We start from the raw sequence: 17,718 nt of genomic DNA on the forward strand, positions 1-17,718 counted from the left end.
TCAGTCGGCGACCTCCACCAGGAGCGTGGCGAGCATGAGGTCGAGCTGGATGGAAATATCGGTGCCCACTGTGCCCTCTTGTCGGTGTGCGGCGAGTCTCGACCTTAGCTCGCCGGCCCGGTGCCGTAGCTGCTCAGGCGTGGCGCCTTCCGCCACCGAGACGCGAAACTGGTCGGCCGCGTCGCGTAGGTCAGCTGCGGCATCCGCCCTGATCCGCCCGTCAGTGGAGCCGTCGGCCACGAGCAGATCGAACTGCTCCACCACCCGCGCCGCCGTGGCCAGCAGCTCCGGCGGTGTGTCGTCCGGCCCGGTCGGGGGCCTGGCCGCCCCGGCGACCGGCGCGGTCGCTATCGGCGAGGGGGCCGCCGCGTGTTCGGCGGCCGGCAGAGGCGCGCCGAGTACCGCGGCCGCCACGACCGCGAAGGCCAGTAGCGCCGCCGCGCCGGCCCCGGCAAGACCGACCGCCGTCGAGGACATCCGGGCCCGGCCGGCGGGTGGTCGCGCGTCCGGCGGGACAGCCGGCCGCGCCGCCATCGCGGCCCGGCGCGGTGCCGGTTGGTCCGACTGGGCCACCATCGCGGCCCGCCGCAGCATCGGCCCGGCCTGCCGGGCCGGCGGTAGCCGGTCCACCAAGGTCCGGCCGCCGGGCGAAGCGCCGACCGGGCGCGGTCCGGGCAACGGGAACTCGACCATCACGCCGAGCACCGCGTGCAGGGCGTCGGCGATCTCACCGGCGGCCGGCCGCTGCGCCGGATCCCGGCTCAGGCAGGCGAGGCAGAGATCGGCGGCGGGGGCGGGCAGTCCGTCGGCGCGGGGTCGGGCCGGCGGGTCCGGTCGCTGTAGCCGGACGGCCGCCTCCCGCCAACTGCCGGCCGGTATGGGTGGTGACCCGGTCAGCATCTCGTAGCAGAGCGCGCCGAGGGCGTAGACGTCGGCCGCCGGATGGGCCGGCCAGTGAAGCAGCCGTTCCGGTGCGGCGTACGCCGGAGTGCCGAGCAACCAGCCGGCATCGGGCGCGGGTCGGCCGTCGGTCAACGCGGCGATGCCGAAGTCCAGGATCTTGGCGCCACTGGCGGTGAGCATGACGTTGCCCGGCTTGATGTCCCGATGCACCACCCCGATCCGGTGGGCGGCGGCCAGGCCGCTGGCCACCTGTGCGGTCAGCCAGACCGCAGCCTGCCAGGGCAGCGGCCCACCGGCCAGGCGGGCAGCGAGGTTCTCCCCGTCGACCAGTTCGAGGACCAGAAACGGCACCACATCGGTCTCGGTGATCGCCGCCTCGCCGTAGTCGTACACCTGGGTGACATGCGGATGAGTGATCCGGGCCGCGGCCCGGGCCTCCTGCCGACAAGCGGCCCGGACCGCTGGCGCGATCGGCGGCGTGAGCGCCTTCACCGCGACCGGTCGGTCGAGCAGTTCGTCGCTGGCCCGCCACACCTCGGACATCCCACCCAGCCCGATCCGTTCGACCAGTACGTATCTCCGGTCGAGACGCAACCCAGGACCGAACCCCATGGGCACAGTCTGTCCTGGCGCGTACCCGGCGTGGTGCGGTTTTCTGGTTACCGAGGGCGAGTTCCTCCGGAGGATGTAATCCCGGTCGTCTTCCGCGCGGCCCGGCCGTGGAACATCATCGCTGTCAGATGGCGTTCTCCGCGATCACCCGCCGGTACCAGTGCGCGCTTCGCTTGAAGATCCGCCGTTGCGTCGGGTAGTCGACGTAGATGAGCCCCCAGCGCTGCTGGTATCCCTCGGCCCATTCGAAGTTGTCCAGCAGCGACCAGACATGGTAGCTCTCCACGTTGACACCGGTGCTGATCGCCCGGTGCACGGCGGCGAGGTGATCCCGGAGGAAGGCGACCCGGCCGGGATCGTCCACCGAACCGTCCGTCGCCAACCGGTCCGGGGTGGGCAGGCCGTTCTCGGTGATCGTGATCGGCACGGTGCCGTACTCCCGGTGTACCCGGGTGAGGGCGTCGAACATGCCGTCCGGGTGGATCTGCTGCCAGCCCGCCTCCGAGGTCGGCCAGCGGCGGACCGTGCTGCCGTCTGCGGCGACGTAGAACGGGGTGTAGTACTGGACGGCCAGCAGGTCGATCGGCTCGGCGATGACATCGAGGTCACCGTCGTGTATCCCACCGGCCAGCCGGCTGGCCGGGCCGAGATCGGCCAGGACGTCCGCCGGGTAGCTGGCGAGGAAGATCGGGTCCAGGTACAGCCGGTTCTCGTAGCCGTCGTACAGCCGGGCCGCAGCGGCGGCTGCCGGGCTCGCGTCGGCTGGGTAGCAGGGATGCAGGTTGAGCGCCGGTCCGATCCGGCACGCGGCCCGCTCCGCGCGTAGCGCCTGTACGGCCAGACCGTGCGCGAGTTGGAGGTGGTGGGCCACCAGGTACGCTGCGTCCGCGTCCGGCCGGCCCGGGGCGTGATGCCCGCTGAGGTAGCCGTTCTGTACCACGGTCTTCGGCTCGTTGATCGTCAGCCAGACCGGCACCTCGCTGCCGAGGGCGTGGAACAGGATCTGGGCGTACTCGGCGAAGCGGTACGCCACGTCGCGCTGCTCCCACCCGCCGAGGTCCTGCAGGGCCTGTGGCAGGTCCCAGTGGAACAGGGTGGCCATCGGCTCGATGCCCCGCTCGAGCAGCCCGGCGACCAGTCGGCGGTAGAAGTCCAGCCCGCGCCGGTTGGGCTGACCGGTGCCGTCGGGCTGGATCCGCGGCCAGGAGATGGAGAACCGGTAGCTGTGCAGTCCGAGCTCACGCATCAGGTCCAGGTCGTGGCCGTACCGATGGTAGTGGTCGGCCGCGACGTCGCCGGTATCGCCGCCGCGGGTCCGACCGGGGGTGTGGCTGAAGGTGTCCCACACCGATTCGCCCCGGCCGTCCTCTTTGGCGGCACCTTCGATCTGGTACGCGGAGGTCGCCGCGCCCCAGCGGAAGTTGTTAGGAAAGTGCAGACCGATCGGACGTTCGGGATCGCCGCGGTGGCGGATGGCCGGGGTCGCGGAACCATCGCCTGCCGGGTCGGGCCCGGTCGCGTCGACGGGGCCGGCTTCGGTCGCGTCGGCGATGGCTCGGCCGGGGTCGGTGCCGGTGATGCGGCCGGTGCCGGCGGCGCGGCCTGGATCGCCGCTCGGATCGCCGCTCGCGGCGCGGACGGCGGAACGCTCGGCCCGGCGGTGCAGGTGCCGGCGGGACAGTACGGCCATCGGGCTCTCCTGACAGTGGTGTCCGATCCACTGCGGTGCGGCACGGGTGCGCGGATGCGCCGGTCAGGTGGCGCGGATGGGGGGATCGGCGGTGGTGGAACCGGGTCACGTCGGCCGGACGGCCGGACGGGGTGCCGGGTCGACCGATTTCCTGCCGGGTGTGGGGAAGTAGTGTGGGGACGGGGAGGGCAACCCCCGTCCCCACCATCAGTTGCTTTCACGCACGAGCGGTTTGGCGTCCAGGTCGTGCGTGACGCGCGGGAGCCGGGCCACGCGAGTGGCTCTGGATCCACCTCCTCTCCCGGGTGGTGTCTGCAGCTGCCGGCGGAGTCCGGGCTGGCCCGCCACCAGCTGTACGACCGGTAGTGGTGTGCTCCACCGGGGCGGCGGGGCACGGCAGGTACGGTGTACTCTCACGTGTTGCAACATCCATCGATGGAAGCGCTCCCATCGACGTTGGTTCTGGACTGTAGTCTCCGTCACGGGTTTGTGAAAGACCCAAAACGAGATCGAAACATGTTGGTGGCGTGAGTGAGTCCGGCCGCGCCCGACCATCGCTGATGAATTCCCTGCTCAATGCGGGTTCGTCTGGGTTCTCCGGTGGGTTGTCAAAGGTTGCCACTTGCTGCGGGAGCGCTCCCATGTAACACTGTCGACCATCGCAGGTGGGAGCCAACAGACCACGCGACAGCGGCAGCCGAGGGCATCCGACCCCGTGTCGGTACGGCGCCACGCAGTGAACCGGAGCCGCCGGTCCGGCGCTCTCCGTCGTATGCAGACCCCGGTCCGGGACGGGTCACACCCATCCGGCGCCTGGCGTCCGACGCGCTGCTCCACGACATCGCCCACCGCGCCCAAGGCGCCAAGCCGAGGTGTACCTCACTGCCTCGGCCTGGTTCGCGAGGAGAACCCCGCACATGAGATTGACCGCGACGAGACAGCGGCTGGCAATGCTCGCCGCTGGCGTGATGGTCGTCGGAGGTGTCGCCGCCGTCCCCGGCGTCGCCAACGCGGCCACCGCCTGCGACGTCGTCTATTCGACCAACGACTGGAACAACGGCTTCACCGCCAACGTGACCATCGAGAACCTCGGTGATCCGCTCACCGGGTGGACCCTGCGCTTCACGTTCCCGGGCGGCCAGCGGGTCACCCAGGGCTGGTCGGCCAACTGGACCCAGTCCGGCAACGTGGTGACCGCGACCAACGCCGCCTGGAACGGCAATCTGGCCACCGGTCAGTCAACCAACATCGGCTTCAACGGCTCGCACACCGGCTCCAACCCCCGGCCGACCTCGTTCTCCATCAACGGTGTGACCTGTAACGGCGCGTCGGAGAACCAACCGCCCACGGTCGGTTTGACGGTGCCGTCGGGGCCGTTCATCGCGCCGGCCGACGTCCCGCTGACCGCGACCGCCAGCGACGCCGACGGCACCGTCGACCGGGTCGAGTTCTACCGCAACGGGCTGCTGGTCAACACCGACACGACCAGCCCGTACCAGTACGTCATGGAGGACCTGCCCGCAGGCAGCTACACCGTGCAGGCCCGGGCGTACGACAACGCCGGCGCCAGCGCCACCGCCGAGCGGGCGTTCACCGTCAGTCCGGCCTCTGGACCGAGTCTGATCGCCACCCCGTCGTCGGTGAGTGTCAACGAGGGCGGCAGCAGCAGCTTCAACCTGCGGTTGAGCTCGGCGCCGAGCGGTAATCTGCCGGTCAGCCTTGCGATCTCCGGCGACAACAGCATCACCCGGTCGCCGTCGTCGGTCACCCTCACCCCGAGCAACTGGAACACCGGGGCGACGGTCACCGTGTCGGCCGCCGAGGACAGCGACACGGTCAGCGGCACGGCCACGATCACCGCCACGGCGAGTGGCCTGGCGCCACTGGCCATCGTGGTCACCGAGATCGACAACGACTCGCCCGGCGGCGACAACGAGTACATCGAGCGCTTCCTGGAGCAGTACGGAAAGATCAAGAACTCGGGTTACTTCAGCCCCGAGGGCGTGCCCTACCACTCCATTGAGACACTGATCGTCGAGGCCCCGGACCACGGCCACGAAACCACCTCCGAAGCTTTCAGCTTCTGGATCTGGCTGGAGGCCAACTACGGCCGGGTCACCGAGAACTGGGCGCCGTTCAACAACGCGTGGACCGTGATGGAGCGGTACATCATCCCGGGCACCGCCGACCAGCCGACCGCGGGTGTCCCCGGCACCCCGCAGTACGCTGCGGAGTACCTGCGCCCCGACCAGTACCCGTCGCGGCTGAACCAGAACGTTCCGGTCGGCACCGATCCGCTGCGCAACGAGCTGCAGTCGGCGTACGGCACCGGCGAGATCTACGGCATGCACTGGCTGCTCGACGTGGACAACGTCTACGGCTACGGCCGCTGCGGTGACGGCACCACCCGACCCGCGTACATCAACACCTTCCAGCGCGGCCCGCAGGAGTCGGTCTGGGAGACCGTCCCGCAGCCATCCTGCGACACCAAAGCGCACGGCGGCCCGAACGGCTACCTGGACCTGTTCATCGCCGAGGACAACGCCCCGGCGTCGCAGTGGAAGTACACCAACGCCCCGGATGCCGACGCCCGCGCCATTCAGGCGGCCTACTGGGCGCTGGTCTGGGCCGAGGAGCAGGGCAACGAGAGCGCGGTCGCGGCCACCGTCGCGAAAGCCGCCCGGATGGGCGACTACCTGCGCTACGCGATGTTCGACAAGTACTTCAAGCGGATCGGCAACTGTGTCGGCCCATCCAGCTGCCCGGCCGGTACCGGTAAGGACTCCGCGCACTACCTGATGTCCTGGTACTACGCCTGGGGTGGCGCCACCGACACCTCGGCGGCCTGGTCGTGGCGGATCGGCTCCAGCCACAACCACTTCGGCTACCAGAACCCGTTCGCCGCCTGGGCGCTGACCAACGTGCCGGAGCTGCGGCCGCGCGGCGCCACCGCGGTGCAGGACTGGACCGAGAGCTTCGACCGGCAGATGGAGTTCTACCAGTGGCTGCAGTCCGCTGAAGGTGCCATCGCCGGCGGTGCCACCAACAGCTGGAACGGCTCCTACGCCCAGCCTCCGTCGGGCACCCCGACCTTCTACGGCATGTACTACACGGAGCACCCGGTCTACCACGACCCGGGCAGCAACGAGTGGTTCGGCATGCAGGTCTGGTCGCTGCAGCGGGTGGCCGAGGTCTACTACGTGACCGGCGACGCCCGGGCCAAGCAGATCCTCGACAAGTGGGTGCCGTGGGCCATCTCGCACACCGAGATCGGCACCGGCGGGGACTTTGCGATCCCGTCGACCATGGAGTGGACCGGCGCGCCGGACACCTGGAACCCGAGCAACCCCGGTGCCAACAACAACCTGCACGTCGAGGTCGTCGGTACCGGTCAGGATGTCGGCGTGGCCTCGGCCTACGCCCGGACCCTGATGTGGTACGCGGCCGCCTCCGGCGACACCGAGGCCCGCGACACCGCCAAGGGCCTGCTGGACGCGTTGTACGCCAACGCCGACGCGCAGGGCTCCTCCACCGTGGAGACGAGAGGTGACTACCGTCGCTTCGACGACGTCTACAACGCCTCCACCGGGCAGGGTCTGTACATCCCGAACGGCTGGTCGGGCACCATGCCCAACGGCGACACGATCGAGCCGGGCGCGAGCTTCCTGGACATCAGGTCGTTCTACCTGGACGACCCGGACTGGCCGAAGGTTGAGGCGTACCTCAACGGTGGGCCGGAGCCGGAGTTCCGCTACCACCGGTTCTGGGCACAGGCTGACCTGGCGATGGCCTACGCCGACTTCGGTCACCTGTTCCCGAACAACTGAGACCGGTGTCCGGGTGGGCGGCCGGCCCCGCCCACCCGGACACCTCCACCGCGATCCATCACCTGAACCAACACCTACGTACCGCCGCCCCACCAAACGGTCCGGCACCGCCTGACGGCGCCGAACCTCCGCAGACGGCCTGATACCCACGGTCAGGCCCGCCCGTGGTGGGTCGGCCGGGATTGGCCAACGCAGCGATCCCGGTCGGCCCACCACATCCTTGTGTTCGTCGGCTGACGTCAGCCCCGGTAGCACCGCCAGCTGTACGCGTCCCGACGACTGCCGGCCTCGGCGACGACCGGCTCGCCGTATCGACTGGCGCAGGCGCGTCGGACGTCGAGGTCTCGGTCATGAGGGGTCCACGGCCGGACGCACTCCCATTCGGTGCCGTTGCCCGGCCACTCGCGCGGCCACGCCATCCACCCGCCGCCGTGCTCCTGCTTGCAGTAACTGTCCAGCATGCCACGGAGATCGTCGCTGTTGTCCGGGCCGAGCAGCACCGGCTCGCCGCCGCCCGGCGGTGCGGCGCTGGACGCCGGCGGGTCGTCCGATGGGGGCGGGGGAGGAGCCGGGTCCGACGCGGGCTGCTCGGGGGGCACGGCCGGCGGGTCGGCCTGGCGCACCTCGGGTGACTCCCCGTTGTCGCCGGCGGCCGGCGAGGTGTCGGTGACCTCGGCCGTGACCGTCGCGGTAGGGGCGCTTTCCGGGGTCGCGGTGGGGGTGGTCGGCGAGCCTGTCGAACTCGCCGGGTTCCACAACAGTCCGTTTCCGGAGACGAACGGCGCCGAGCACAGCAGCGCCACTGCGGCGACCGAACCGGCGGCCACCACCCAGCCGTACCGGCGGGCCAGCGCGATGAACCGGTCCGGCTCGTCCGGTGGCGCGCTCCGGGACGGTGCCGGCGCGGTCGCTGCCGGTCCAGATGCGGTGCCGGCCGGTCCCGTCGGTAGTTGTGCCGGGGCGGCGGTCAGGCCCGCGACAGCGGCGGCCGCGGGTCGGACGGCTGCGGGGCGTACCACCGGCTGCTCGACCGTCGGTTCGTCGAACGCGTCGGCCGAGCGGTTCGCGTCGGCCGATAGCTGGACGACTGGCTGCTCGACCGTTGGCTGCTCGACCGTCGGTGCGTCCGGAACCGCCGGGCCCGGCGGCCGACCGCCAGGCAGGGCCTTCAGCTCGACGGTCGGCTGCGTGAGGGCACCGTCCGCAGCGGAGTCGCTGCGTCTGGCGCCGCGAGCGGAGTCAGCAGGTTTCTCGGCCACGGGAACGCCTGCCTCCTTGTGCGGATGCGGTCGGGACAGCGTGTCACTCTAGTCACATCAGCACCGGCCCGGGTCGTACGGGAGGCCGATTCGTCACCGTAGGTCGGCCGGTACCGGACGGCGTATCCCCGGGTGCCCGGCCGGAAGCGACCGGCGGAGCACCCACCAGCTCACCGCCAGGCAGGCGGCGACCAGCGGCCAGGCTAGCGCGACCCGTAAGGCGGCCAGCGCCATCGCCTGGTCGGCGAGATAGAGCGGGACGAAGACGGCCACCCGGGTCACGTACTGCCCGACCCAGACCCAGCTGGCCCGGCCGTACGCCCGCAGCAGCGCCGGATCCCGGCGCCACCCGGTCCGTTGACCCAGCACCGCTCCCACTACCACGCCGAGCAGCGGCCGCCGGACGACGATGCTGAACGCCCAGGCCAGTGCGCTCGCCGCGTTCGACAGCAGCTGCACCAGGAAGAAGTCGGACGCCCGCCCGGTGCGTAGCGCGATCACCGCGGCGACGCAGACGGCGAGCAGCCCGATCAGCACCGACCGGGGTCGATCACCACGCCGTAGGCGTACCCCGGCGATCACCACGCCGACCGTGACCGCGCAGCACACGCCGACCCAGATCGACTCTCCGCCGGCCACCCATCCGACGCCGAACGCCACTGCTGGCAGCGTGGCGTCGATGGCGCCTCGTCGCCCACCGAGCAGTTGCGCCAGTGACTCCGCCTGGGTGTCGTCCGATGTACCGGTCACCGTCCGCCTTCCGCCGCCGTCCTTAGGTAAGGCTAACCGTTTACTGCGGTGTTCGCGGTGGCGGCTGTACGTCGGCGACGCTCCCAGCGCAGTGGACCGGGGTCCAGCGACCAGATCACCCGCTGCCACCACGGCCGCCGGGCACGCAGCGCCGCCACCCAGACGGTGGCGTAGCCACCGGCGCGCCGGGCCTGCTCGTCGTCGGTCTGCCCCGGTGCGAAGCTGGCGAGGTTGACCAGCTCGGCCAGCGGGTCGAGCCGGGGCAGTGCCGCACCGTCCGGCAACGCCCGACCGTGTCCGGCCACCTCGCTGGCGGACATGTGCCCCCCGGCCGGGTGACCAGCCAGCCGGAGCGCGTCGACCACCTCGAGCCAGGCCCCGCAGACCCGGTGCGCGGGCAGGCCGCTGTCGAGTCGCCGGTCGCGTAGCCGGCGACGCAGCAGCAGGACGACGCCGGCCCATCCGGCCGCGCCGGCCCCGGCCACCGTCGCCGCGACGACGCCGAGCAGCCAGCCGGACGGCCGACCGCCCGGCGGTGCGGAGGCCGCCGAGGGCGGTGTCGACGGCGTCGGGTCGACCGTCGGTAGCACGGACGGCGCCACAGACGGCGTCGGCTCGTCCGGTGCCGGCCGGAACTCCTCCTCGATCGGGCGCGGCGTACTGTCCGGTCGGGGCAGCGGATCGAACGGCACCCAACCGACACCGGAGAAGAGCACCTCCGGCCAGGCCACCGCGTGCCTGCCGTGCACCGTCGCGTCACCGGACGGCACCACGAACCCGACGACCACCCGGGTGGGTAGCCCCATCAGCCGGCTGAGCAGCGCGTAGGCAGCGGCGAACTGCTCGGAGGTGCCCTGCTGGCCGCCGGCGTCGCGCGGCCCGAAGAGGAAGAAACCCAGATTCGGGTACGCATGCCCGCTCGGCGCGTCGGCGACAAGCTGGTAGTGGTCGGCGAGGAACTGCTCGACGGCCAGCGCCCGCTGGTACGGCGCACCGTTGTCCCGGGCGAGCTGCTGGGCGAGCCGACGGATCTCCGCCGGCACCCCGTCAGCCACCCGCAGGGTCCGGGCCACCGACTCCCCGGCCGGCACGTCTGCGGTGGTCAGCGCGTTCAGCGGTGGTCGACGCGGCACCGAGTCGACGGCGTACGTGACGCCGGGAGTGAGACCCTCGGGGTGCAGCAAGGTGCTGCTGGCCCGGTCGTAGGCCACCCGGACGCCGTCGACCCGTACCGGGGCGGTGATCGCGGGCAGCAGCCGGCCGGACAGCTCGGCCACGGTGATCTCCTGGCGTACTGCGTCTGTCGACGAGGCGTCGGTTCGCGACGCCGCAGCGTCCTCGACCGGCGGCAGCACCCGGCCGGCGTTGCGATAGGTCCCGCCGACCCGCCAGGTGACGCCGTCGTAGTCGTGCAGCACGGCCAGAGTCAGCCGTAGCGCACCGTCTGCGGTCGGACGCGGGCCGGCCCCGGAGGCTTGCGGCCCGTCCACGGCCGGAGGCGGTGACGCGCCGACCCGCAGGTCGAACAGCGGCTGATCGGGATTGAGTGCCCAACCGGAGATCCTGATCAGGGGATTCTCGTCGAGGATTTCCACCTGCGGTGGTGCGACGTAGCGGCGTGGGTCGACGTCGGTCGTCGCGATCCGGGCCACCACCCACGGGGCGCTCACCGCCACCAGCAGCAGTACGGTGGCCGCGCCGGCGAACGACACCGCCGCCGTCCGCAGCCGTACCGTCGTCAGCGCGCCACCACCGCCACCGCTGCGCGGCCCGGACGGCTGGTTGACCGTTGCCGCCGACCCGCTCCGCCGGGCAGCGGGTGCCGGCGCCGCGGTGACCAGCAGCCCGACCGCCGCCGCCGCGACGAACAGCAGCGCCGGCCACCGGGCCGGCTCGGCGTTCGGCCCGACCACGAACGCCGCCGCGCCGAACAGCAGCAACGGCGGCAGGCAGCCGAGCAGCATGCGCCGGGCCCGCACCGCGAGCTCGGTCGCGGTGAAGCCGGCGAGCCAGCTGGCCACGACCGGAACCACCACCGTGTCCGGCACCGCCTCCATCGGGATCATCGCGGTCAGCAGCCGGGGAACCCCGTTCGCGGCGGCGTCGGCGAGCAGCCGGGTCACCGGGCCGGCCAGCTCCGCCCGGTCCGCCGCCCACCATCCGGCGGCCAGCAGGTAGCCACCCATCAGCAGGACGGACAGTGGAGCCACCTGCCAGTTCGGCAGCCGCCGGGCGCACGTGCCGACCAGCACCGCCGCCGCGCCGGCACCGGCGATCAGCCAGCTGGCCGCCGCCCCGTCGTAGATTCGGCCGAGCAGGACCGCGGCTGACCCGGTCATCGCGATCAGCGCCGCCGCCACCGCACCGAGACGCGCCAGCCCGGTCGTCCGGTCACCGGTCACCGGTCACCTGCCGCATCCCAGCCGGCGGCGAAGCTGACACCGTCGGCCGCCTCGACGAACAGCACTCCGGCCAGCCCGGTCGGGGCACCCAGCGCCGGTGCCCCGCCTGCCGACGGGTCGACGGCGCCGGTGATCCGGCCGACCAGAATGATCGCGAAGACTGCGCGCAGCGCACCGATGCGGGCGACGGCATCCGGATCACCGGTGCCGGCCAGATAGACCAGCGTGTCGCCGGGCCGTTGCTGGCGCAGCTGGTCGCAGACCTGTCGGACCGGGTCCTCGCCGGTCAGCCGGTCGGTCCCGGCCAGCGTGACCTCGGCCAGCCGGTCCAGCGGGTGCCGACTCGGCGTGCCGTCCGGCGGCGGCTGGTCGACGACCATCCGCAGCAGCACCGGAAGGTCGGCCCGGGTCGCCGCGTCGACCACCGACGCCGCCGCCTCACAGGCCGACTCGAACGTCGCCGACGCCCCGTCGGCGTGGTCGTGGTACGCGACCGTCCGGTTGTCCAGCAGCACCACCAGCCGGGGCATACTGGTGTCGACGTGTTCCCGCACCATTAGCTGGCCGATCCGGGCGCTGGTCCGCCAGTGCACCCGGCGTAGTTCGTCGCCGACGACGTACTCCCGTAAGGAGTCGAAGGTGATGCTGCCGTGCGGTACCCGGTCGATCCGGCCGTCCAGGCTGCGGGCGATCCCGGCCGGCACCGCGCGCAGTGGATGCATCTGCGGCCGGACCCATACCCGGACCGGTTCGCCGTCCGCGCGTGCGACGGCGACCAGGCCGAACGGGTCGCGCCGGAGCACCCGCAACGGGCCGACCGGGAGCACGCCCCGGCGATCGGTGGGTACCGGATAGCGCACCGTGGTCGTGGCGCCGGAGCGCAATCGGGCCAGCGGCACCGGAATCCACCGCCGGCCGCACCGTTCCTCGGCGAGGACGCTCGCCGCGCCCCAGCGCCGAAGGTTGCCGACCTGCAGCGTCACGGTGCACACGTCGCCGCGGTTCACCCGGTCGGGTTCGACGGTACGGCGTACCGACAGCCGGGGCTGCCACAGCGCGTAGCCGGCCGCATAGCCGACCACCGTCAGACCGGCGGTGCCGAGCAGCGCGAGCTCCGGATAGCCGAGCACGGACCCGACGGCGGTGAGCAGCGCGGCGGTGACGCCGAGGCCGAGACAACGGGCGGTGACGTTCATGGGCCGGTCGGCTCAGACCCCGGCCGCTGCCGGCTGGCCGGCCGGCAGCGGCACCGGGACCGACCGGACCACGTCGGCGAGCACCTCGGCTGCCGTGACGCCGCGCAGTTGGGCGTCCGCGGTGAGTAGCAGCCGGTGCGCGAAGACCGGCTCCAGCAGGGCCTTCAGATCCTCGGGCAGCACGAACCCCCGGCCGCCGATCAGCGCGTACGCGCAGGCCGCCCGGGTCAGGGCGATCACCCCGCGTGGACTGACCCCGACCCGGATCTGCGGGTGTGTCCTGGTCGCGGCCGCCAGCCGCACCGCATACCCGTACAACGGGTCGGCGATGTGCACCCGCTGCGCCAGTTGGATGAGCCGGCCGACGGTGGCCGTGTCGGTCACCGGCTCGAGTGCCTCAGGGGACCGCAGGGTCGCCCCGCGCAGCACCTCGATCTCGGTCTGCTCATCGGGGTAGCCGACCGACAACCGGACCAGGAACCGATCCAGCTGGGCCTCCGGAAGCCGGTAGGTGCCGTCCATCTCGACCGGGTTCTGGGTGGCCACCACCAGAAACGGCCGGGGCACCGGATGCCGGACCCCGTCCACTGTGACCGTGCGTTCCTCCATCACCTCCAGCAGCGCCGACTGGGTCTTGGGTGAGGCGCGGTTGATCTCGTCGGCGATGACGATGTTGGCGAACACCGGGCCGGGATGGAACTCGAACCCCTGGGTGGACTGGTTGAAGATGGTCACCCCGGACACGTCGGCGGGCAACAGGTCGGGGGTGAACTGGATCCGACGCCAGTGGCCGTGCACCGTGGCGGCGACGGCCCGTGCCAGGGTGGTCTTACCCACCCCCGGCACGTCCTCCAGCAGGACGTGGCCCTGCGCGAACAGGGCCGTCAGGGTCAGTCGCACCACCTGCGGTTTGCCCAGCACCACGGTGGAGATCTCACCGGCCAGTCGAGCGGCGGTCGAGGCGAAGCCGGTCACCTCGTGGGGCGTCAGCTGGGTGGTCGTGGTCACTGCGGCTGGTCTCCTCGCCGGGGTGGATCGGTGGCTGCCCAGGTGGGCGGGGTCAGCAGGTGGGCAGCTGGTTCAGGTCGTCGCCGCCGGCCAGGTTCAGCCAGGCCCACGGGATGTAGTTCTTCCCGCTGTACTCCACCCGGATCCACCAGGTGCTGGCCTTACCGCCGTTGTAGATCCAGGCGTCGACGTGCCCGCCCTGGCGGCGGCACAGCGCGGTCAGTCGGGTGCCGTCGGGCACCCAGCCGACCTGGCGGCTGTTGTCCTGCTCCGGCACGGCGAAGATCTCGTTGCCGTTGCGACCGGGAACGTCGTCGTCGCAGTAGGTGCGTTGCCCGCCGTCCGGACCGTTGACGCAGGTCGCGATGCCGTACAGGTCCGCGGTCGCCCGGCTGTGGGTGGCGGTGCCGGTGCCGGCCGCGTTGCTGGCCCGGACGGTGAACCGGTAGGACCGTCCCGGGTAGAGTCCGCCGACCCGGATGCTGTTGCAGCTGCCGGTGACGGCCGCCGCGCCGTCGGCCGCCGCGCTGCAGCTGACGTTCCCGCCACCGGCGTCCACCGAGAAGCTCAGGGTGACCGCGTTGGTGCCGGCGGTGGCACCGGTGACGGTGACCTTCGGCGCGGCGACGGTACGGGCCGTCGTACTCACCGACGGGCCGTCACCGGCCTCGTTGACCGCATGCACCGAGACCGTCACATCGGCCCCGTCGCCCAGCCCGGTCAGGGTGACGACGGTGCCGTCGGCAACCTCGGTGCGCTGGTCGCCGGCGGTCACCACGTACCCGGTGACCGGACGCCCGTTGTCCGGTGCCGGCGACCAGCCGACCCGCAGGGCACCCCGCTGGTCGGCCACGGTGGTCGCCTCGACCGCCGCCGGCTCGCCGGGGGCCGTGTAGGGCACCACCGAGTTGCTCAACGGCGACGCTGTCGAGTTGGCTCCCTGGTCGCTGACCGCGACGACGGTGAACGCGTACTGCGTGCCGTAGTCGAGCGAGCCGGGCGGGAGGACCAGCTCGGTGCCGGAGACGTCGCCGACCGGGGCGGTGGCCTCGGCCGATACGGCGGTGACCGTGTAGCCGGCGATGACGTTGCCCTGGCCGTCGGCGGCCGGCCAGCTCACCGCGACCGAGCCGTCCGCGCGGGCCTGCGCGGTGACGTTCACCGGGGCGTCGGGCACCTCAGCGGTGGGAACGACCGGGTTGGACTCCCGCTCGGGCCCCGCGCCCTCGGCGTTGACCGCGTGGACCGAGAACCGGTACGTCTCGCCGTTGACCAGCCCGGTGACCTCGAACGACCGTTGGTTGGCCCCGACCTCGAAGCTGCGGCCGTCGCCGGTGACCACGTACCGCTGGATGCTCGCGCCGTTGTCGGCCGCCGGCTGCCAGCTCACCCGCACGGTGGTGTCGCCGGCTGCCGCGCTGACCGCGCGGGGCGCACCCGGCCGGCCGACCGTCGGCTTCGGCGGTGGTGGCGGTGGCGGTGGCTCCGGCGGTGGGTCACCGCCGAGGATGTCGTTGGCGTACTTGTCGACCTGCCGGACCTCGTGGGCGTCGGTGACGACCCGGGCGGTGGCCGCGTCGGGCGCGTTGATGAACAGGTGGTTCTCCCGGACCTCCAGGTCGAGCGGGCCGGCGGTCTCGGTGACGTCGATCGACGCAAGCAGCGCCCCCGCCCCGTCGAACGCGAGGATCTCCCGGCTGCGTTCGTCGGCGCAGTAGACCCGGCCCGCCCAGCTGACGGCGGGACGGAGCGCGGATCCGCTGCCCGGCACCGACAGCTGCCGGACCCCGTCGTCGTCGACCAGGACGATGCGTCGCCGTTCGGGCACGGTGACCGCGACCAGGCTGCCGGTCGTGCGGGCCGGCAGGACGCCCGGACCGTCCAGGTCGAGCGGCACCTCGTGGCGGTCCCCGCCGCGCAACAGGGTCAGCGCGCCGGCCGTCCGGTTGAGCACCGCGACGCCGTCGTCGAGCGCGGAGATGGCCAACTCGTTGCTGGGCGGGGCGACCGCCACGGTCCGGATCCGGGTCGGCCCGGCGGTTTCGTCGGTGGCGTCCGCATCCTGCCCGGCGGCGGCCGGCTGGGGGATCGACGAGTCGAAGACGGCCTCCGCCGAGCCCTCCGCCGAGCCCTCCGCCGAGCCCTGCGTCGGGTCGCTCGGCAGCGGCGCTGCGGTGATCGCCGAGACGGTGCCCTCGCTCGGCACTGCGATCCACAGCCGACCGGCGCCGTCGAAATGTCCACCGGCGATCCCCGGCGGGTAGCGCACCGGGTCGCCGACGGGCCGCAGTGACCTGGGGTCGATCTGGCGAACCACGCCCTGGACGGCGTCGATGACGAAGGCCGCGTCGCCCTGCATCGCCACGCTCACCCCGAACCCGGTCGTGCTCTGGACGGTCGCGCCGACCTGCAACGTGGCGAGATCGAGCGAGCTGACCTTGCCGGTGGCCAGTTCGCGCAGGATCAGGAACTGGTCCGTCTGCAGCACCTGAGTTTGGCGGCCCTGTGCGTCGGCGACCTCGACCCGGGTGTCGACCCGCCCGGTGAGCCCGTTGACCCTGGCCAGCTCGCTGCGGGCGGAGCTCCACAACCAGGAGCTCGCGTCGTAGCCGGCCGCCGCGTGGTCGGCCGCGCCGAGCCCGAGCACGGTGAGCCCCATGCCGACGACGAGCGCGGTGACCGTGCCGACGGTCACCAGCGTGCCGCGGCCGCGGCGTCGTCGGCCGTCAGGGCTGGGGCCCCGCCGTGTGCCGCCGCCGGCTGTGCCGCCGGCTGTGTTGCCGTCGCCCGTGGTGCCGTCGCCCGTGGTGACCACAGTAGGTCGCCTTCCGCCCGTCGGTCGTATGGTGTCCGTCGCCCGTATAGTCGGTCGTCGCCGGCCCGGGGCCGCTCCCGACGCTGGGCCGGAGGCCATCCTAAGGGGCCGTCACGCTGACCGGAAACCGCTCTGGCAGCCCCTGTGGACAACGTCGGACGGGATTACCGAAGAACTGCTCGGAAATTCATGTTTCCGCTGATCAACATGGAGTTTTTCGACTAGTCCGGGTCGGCTGTCCGACGGTCGGTGCAGACCTGGTCCGAGGGGACGTACTCGTCGGCGGAGTAGACGGCGAGCACCGCGAAACAGTAGTCGAGTTCGGGATTCAACCCGTTGACGGTGAATACGGTCTGGCCGGGATTGACCGTGGCAAGTGCGCCGAGTTGTTGTCCGCTGCGGCCACTTGCGACGATGAACGGCACCGTTCCCGCGGTCGGGTCGGACCAGGCCAGCGTCACGGCCGTGGTGTCGTCGGTCAGCCGCAGGGCGGTCGGCGGGTCACCGGCCGCGGTGCGGTCCGACCCCGGACGCCCCGGCCCGGTCGGTGTGGTGGTCCGCCCGTCGAGCAGGACGGTGACGCCCACGATGACCACGACCACGGCGGCGATGACCGCGGCGGCTGCGGCGCCGACCGCGACGACGACCGGTAGGGACCGCGACGGTGCCGCAACGCTGGCGGCCGGTCCGGTCCCGGCGGCGGGTAGCGGTAGCGGTCGATCGACGGCGGTTGTCGCCTCCCGGTCGGAAGCCGGAGGCGTCGGTGCCGGTGGTGCCGGTGGTGCCGGCTGGGCCGGTGGTGCTGGCTGGGCCGCTGGTGCCGGCCGGTCTGGCTCGCGCTGAGCAGCGATGGAAGCCGGATCGGCCGGGGCGACCGGTGAGCCGGCCAGGTACTCCCGGGCGGCCCGGACCTGCCAGTGGTCGTCGCCGAGCTGCGCCGGGCCGGCGGCGGCGACTCGGGAGAAGTTGCGGCGGGCCTCATGCCGGTTGCCCAGTTCTTCGGCGAGCGTCGCGAGCTCGTACGCGATGGCCAGCATGACCGGCTCCCGGTCACCCAACCGTAGTTCGCCTGCTGCCAGCGACTCCTCCAACAGCCGCCGGGCGGCTGCCGGGTCGCCGGCCTCACGTCGGAGACGGGCCAGTAGGTGCGCAGTCCACAGAACCTCCGGTTCGTCCGCACCGAAGGCGTCACGGGCCGAGTCCAGCGCCCGCAGCAGGTATCCGCACGCGCCGGCGAGGTCGTCGCCGGCACGCAT

Annotated in this window: 10 protein-coding genes; 1 reads left to right on the forward strand and 9 read right to left on the reverse strand. The window is 72.2% G+C overall.

Annotation, left to right across the window (positions count from 1 at the left end; all coding sequences use genetic code 11):
- A complete protein-coding gene (locus O7543_RS02830) occupies positions 1–1,515 on the reverse strand; it encodes a serine/threonine-protein kinase (protein ID WP_281555323.1) in 1,515 nt (504 codons plus the stop codon).
- A gap of 124 nt (positions 1,516–1,639) precedes the next feature.
- Positions 1,640–3,205, reverse strand: a complete 1,566-nt coding sequence (locus O7543_RS02835) for a GH1 family beta-glucosidase (RefSeq protein ID WP_281555322.1) — start codon at positions 3,203–3,205, stop codon at positions 1,640–1,642.
- 917 nt (positions 3,206–4,122) lie between these two features.
- Here O7543_RS02835 and O7543_RS02840 point away from each other — a divergent pair.
- Positions 4,123–7,032, forward strand: a complete 2,910-nt coding sequence (locus tag O7543_RS02840) for a glycoside hydrolase family 48 protein (protein ID WP_281555321.1) — start codon at positions 4,123–4,125, stop codon at positions 7,030–7,032.
- Positions 7,033–7,271: 239 nt separating this feature from the next.
- Here O7543_RS02840 and O7543_RS02845 read toward each other — a convergent pair whose 3' ends face one another.
- The 7 genes from O7543_RS02845 to O7543_RS02875 all read right to left on the reverse strand — a co-directional run bounded on the left by O7543_RS02845 (position 7,272) and on the right by O7543_RS02875 (position 17,718).
- Positions 7,272–8,291: a hypothetical protein gene (locus O7543_RS02845; RefSeq protein WP_281555320.1), complete on the reverse strand. Its 1,020-nt coding sequence runs from the start codon at positions 8,289–8,291 to the stop codon at positions 7,272–7,274.
- Positions 8,292–8,384: 93 nt separating this feature from the next.
- Positions 8,385–9,041, reverse strand: coding sequence for a DUF3159 domain-containing protein (locus O7543_RS02850; protein WP_281555319.1), 657 nt, complete (start codon positions 9,039–9,041; stop codon positions 8,385–8,387).
- A gap of 32 nt (positions 9,042–9,073) precedes the next feature.
- Positions 9,074–11,443 (reverse strand): transglutaminaseTgpA domain-containing protein, encoded by a 2,370-nt coding sequence (locus tag O7543_RS02855; RefSeq protein WP_281555318.1) that lies wholly within the window; start codon positions 11,441–11,443, stop codon positions 9,074–9,076.
- Positions 11,440–12,639, reverse strand: a complete 1,200-nt coding sequence (locus O7543_RS02860) for a DUF58 domain-containing protein (protein ID WP_281555317.1) — start codon at positions 12,637–12,639, stop codon at positions 11,440–11,442. Before O7543_RS02860 ends, O7543_RS02855 begins: the two co-directional genes overlap by 4 nt.
- A gap of 12 nt (positions 12,640–12,651) precedes the next feature.
- Positions 12,652–13,647 carry a MoxR family ATPase gene (locus O7543_RS02865; protein ID WP_281555316.1) on the reverse strand — a complete coding sequence of 332 codons (996 nt, stop codon included), beginning with the start codon at positions 13,645–13,647 and terminating at the stop codon, positions 12,652–12,654.
- Positions 13,648–13,699: 52 nt separating this feature from the next.
- A complete protein-coding gene (locus tag O7543_RS02870; protein ID WP_281555315.1) occupies positions 13,700–16,342 on the reverse strand; it encodes a fibronectin type III domain-containing protein in 2,643 nt (880 codons plus the stop codon).
- A 341-nt stretch (positions 16,343–16,683) separates the two neighbouring features.
- Positions 16,684–17,718 (reverse strand): tetratricopeptide repeat protein, encoded by a 1,035-nt coding sequence (locus O7543_RS02875; RefSeq protein WP_281555606.1) that lies wholly within the window; start codon positions 17,716–17,718, stop codon positions 16,684–16,686.

The sequence above is a fragment of the Solwaraspora sp. WMMA2080 genome (assembly GCF_027497395.1).
Taxonomy (GTDB): Bacteria; Actinomycetota; Actinomycetes; order Mycobacteriales; family Micromonosporaceae; genus Micromonospora_E.